Below are 3557 nucleotides of genomic sequence, written 5' to 3'. Positions count from 1 at the left end.
CTGGAAGGAACAATTCGAAGTCGATGATCGCCGCCTGCGACCCTCGTGCCAAGGCGGCATACACTCCAACCTGCGAGTTCTCGACCTTACCCAGGCGACCGTTGTACTGCCTGGCGACGCCCGCTGAATGGTCGCCCTTCTTTTGGACCCCAGACTCATCGAGCAACAGTCCCGTCTCTGGCCCACCGATCCACTCGTCCGCTTGTCGCGCCGTCTCCCGACGCACATTCTCAAAGTCCCATGCAGCATCGCTCAACATGTGGTGGAGGCTGTAATACTCGGTCTCCGCCACCGTCTCGCTCATCTGTTCCAGGTTCGCACGAGGGCTTTGAAAAAGGCCCCGCAAGTACTGTTCAGCTTGCTCGGCCGTGCTTCGCGTTTTACTGCGGAAACACTCCCGGAACGACTGAAAATGGCTGGTCAGATTCTCGCAGCAGCTGGCCACCGCACGCCCGATCCCAAATAAATAAATTTGGCGATTTCATCGTCATACTCCTTATGTGGTAGAGCATTAGATATGTAGCTCAATAGCCTGTATTTCAACCATTTTAGAAATGTGGCAAAGTAGAATTAATGGCTTCGACAATTTCGTTGGTCATTTCGAGCATCTCGTAAACCCCGGTACGCCCCTGGTAGCCTGTTCCGGCGCAATGCACGCAGCCCTTCCCCTGCAGGAAGCGGTGCTGGTCGACCGTGTCAGCCAACTCGTAGCGCAGCCATTCGTGTTCCTGTGGCGATGGAGGATGTGATTCGGCGCAGTTTCCGCAGGTCACCCGTACCAGTCGCTGCGCCAGCACCAGCTGCAACGACAACGCGACCATGTAACGAGGAACGCCCATGTCGAGCAATCGAATGGGTGTCGATATGACGTCGTTGGTGTGCAGGGTCGACAGCACCATGTGGCCCGTAATGGCCGCTCGCATGCCGATTTCAGCCGTGGTCTGATCGCGCATTTCGCCTACCAGAACGATGTCCGGATCTTGCCGCAGTGCAGAACGCAACACGCGCTCGAAGGTCAGATCGATCTTCTCGTGCACCTGCACCTGATTGATGCCGGGGAGCCGGTATTCCACCGGGTCTTCCACCGTGATGATCTTTTTCTCGGTGGTATTGAGTTCGGACAGCGCAGCATAGAGCGTCGTCGTCTTGCCGCTTCCGGTCGGACCGGTGACCAGCACCATGCCACTTGGACGACGTATCGCATGGCGCAGACGCTCGAGCGTGCGTGGCGGCATGTTCAGCCGATCCAGCCCGAGCAGACCGGTGTTCTGGTTCAGCAGGCGCATCACGACCGATTCGCCATACTGCGTCGGCATGGTCGAAATCCGCACGTCGATCTGGTTACTGCGCACCTTGATGGCAAAACGACCGTCCTGCGGCAAGCGCTTTTCCGAGATGTCGAGTCCGGACATCAATTTGAGACGCAGAGAGAGGGCCGGGGCGATCTTGGTATCGGCCTCCATCTGCACCTGCAAGACGCCGTCGATGCGGAAACGAACGCGCAGCGACCGCTCCTGCGGCTCGATATGGATATCCGAAGCGCGCGAACGAATGGCTTCTTCAAACACGGTTTGCAGCAATTTGACGACGGGTGCTTCCTCGGCACCCGTCGCCGTTCCGAGCAAGCCGCCAAATTCGACCGGCACATCTTCCAGGTCGGCGGTCAGTTCCCTGGCCAGGCCGCTGATTTCTTCGGTGCGCCTATAGACGCGATCGACCAGCGCCAGCAAATGACCCTCGGCAACTACCACCAGGTCGATTTCGCGACGCAGCAGACGCAAGATTTCGTCATACGCCTGCAGGTCGGTGGGATCAACGAATCCAACCCGCAGTCGGCCACGCACCTCGTCGAGCACCACCGCGCGAAAACGCCTCGCCTGCGCCTCGGGCAGCAGATTGACCAGTTCAGGGCGTGGATTGAAGTGTCTGAGATCGACGTAGGGAACGCGCAATTGTTTTGCAAGCGCCTGCGAAATCGCCTCTTCGGTGACAAATGAACTGTCTACGACGATGCGGCCCAGCTTGCGTCCGCTGCGTTTTTGCTCATCGAGCGCGAACTTGAGCTGTTCATCGGTGAGCAGGCCTTGCTGAATGAGCAGATCGCCGAGGCGAATCTTTTTCCGGGCGAGCCATGGCAAGTTCCAGTTGTCTTGAGGCAATCATGCTAATCGTCCGATTCTACCTGATTGGCTGGCCAAGGCGACAATCGAAGCAGCGAAGCGAAACGGATCGCCGCGGGGCCGGCAATCCCGGCAGGCTATAATTGTCCTCTCCGTTGACGTTTGCCAGGGCGGTCATGCTAATTTTTCGCGTCGGTGTCTGTCTGTTGCTGCTGGCTGGGCTAGCGGTGGCGAATGCCGCCGGTGCTCCACCGATTGCTGCCGCTGCCGATCTCAAGTTCGCACTTGCAGAGATCGCCGAGCACTTCGAGAAGGCGACGGGGCGCACGGTGAAGCTTTCTTTCGGTTCCTCGGGACACTTTGCTCACCAGCTTGAGCAAGGCGCTCCCTTCGAGTTGTTTCTCTCTGCCGACGAGAACCTGGTTTTCCGGCTTGCCGACCAAGGACTGACGCTGGATCGTGGCGCCTTGTATGCCATCGGCCGCCTGGTGCTGTTCGTCCCGCACGGATCAACCCTGCAGGCGGATGCCACCTTGAATGATCTGAGGGCGGCATTGGCCGACGGCCGCGTCAAGCGCTTTGCCATTGCCAATCCGGAGCACGCCCCCTACGGTCGCGCGGCGCGCGCGGTGCTGCAACAGGCAGGGCTGTGGTCGGCAATCGAGCCGAAGCTGGTGTTGGGCGAAAACGCCGCGCAGGCCATGCAGTTCGCCGCCTCGGGTTCGAGTCAGGGAGGCTTGCTGCCGCTGTCTCTTTCCAGGGCACCGGCAATCGCCAAATCGGGGACCTTCACGCTGATTCCCGGCGAATGGCACGCGCGCGAACCGTTGCGCCAGCGCCTGGTGCGGATGAAGTCCGCCGGCGATACCGCGCGTGCCTTCCACGATTACCTTCAGCAACCTGCCGCCCGCGCCATCTTCGTTCGCTACGGCTTCGTGCTGCCGGGCGAAGCGCCGCGCTAACGGTCATGACTTTTCCAGGCGCCTCCGATCATGAAAGTCATGACCGTTTCCCTCTCCCCCCAACCCCTCCCCCGCAAGGGGGGAGGGGAGATTCGTGAGTCGCATACGCGACTTTCACATTAACGGTCATGACTTTTCCAGGCACCCCCGATCATGACATGAAAGTCATGCGTGCGTCGCTGACGCGACATCCACATTGATGGACGCTACCGCGATCGTTCTGTCGGCCAGACTGGCCTTGCTGACCTTGCTGCTGCTGCTGCCTCCAGCGATTCTTGCCGCCCACTGGCTGGCGGTGACCCCGCGCAAGAGCAAGGCCTGGATCGAGGGCCTGCTGGCACTGCCGCTGGTACTGCCGCCGACGGTGATCGGCTACTACCTGCTGGTGGCGATGGGCAGCCAATCGCCACCGGGACGCTGGTTCGAGGCGCTCGCCGGCCATCCCCTGGCCTTCAGTTTCAGCGGGCTGGTGGTG

Annotated in this window: 3 protein-coding genes and 1 pseudogene; 2 read left to right on the top strand and 2 right to left on the bottom strand. The window is 60.2% G+C overall.

The features are described from left to right. Together E4Q08_RS23300 and E4Q08_RS23295 are read right to left on the bottom strand one after the other, a co-directional pair. Positions 1-445, bottom strand: a 445-nt coding sequence (locus E4Q08_RS23300) for a transposase (protein ID WP_169072165.1), incomplete at its 3' end; no start/stop codon positions are given. A gap of 103 nt (positions 446-548) precedes the next feature. Continuing rightward, a complete protein-coding gene (locus tag E4Q08_RS23295) occupies positions 549-2159 on the bottom strand; it encodes a GspE/PulE family protein (RefSeq protein ID WP_248595118.1) in 1611 nt (536 codons plus the stop codon). A gap of 137 nt (positions 2160-2296) precedes the next feature. On the opposite strand from E4Q08_RS23295, the gene modA reads away from it, so the two are divergent. Next, positions 2297-3082, top strand: coding sequence for a molybdate ABC transporter substrate-binding protein (modA, locus tag E4Q08_RS23290; protein WP_034914504.1), 786 nt, complete (start codon positions 2297-2299; stop codon positions 3080-3082). A 199-nt stretch (positions 3083-3281) separates the two neighbouring features. Next, positions 3282-3557 (top strand): annotated as a pseudogene (locus E4Q08_RS23285) (molybdate ABC transporter permease subunit); the annotation flags it as partial.

The organism is Candidatus Accumulibacter contiguus, from assembly GCF_012940005.1.
GTDB lineage: Bacteria > Pseudomonadota > Gammaproteobacteria > Burkholderiales > Rhodocyclaceae > Accumulibacter > Accumulibacter contiguus.
This window is presented reverse-complemented; position numbering and strand designations above follow the sequence as displayed.

Excerpts from the sequence above, each read along its gene's own strand:
- modA (WP_034914504.1), top strand. The coding sequence starts at position 2,297 with ATGCTAATTTTTCGCGTCGGTGTCTGTCTGTTGCTGCTGGCTGGGCTA.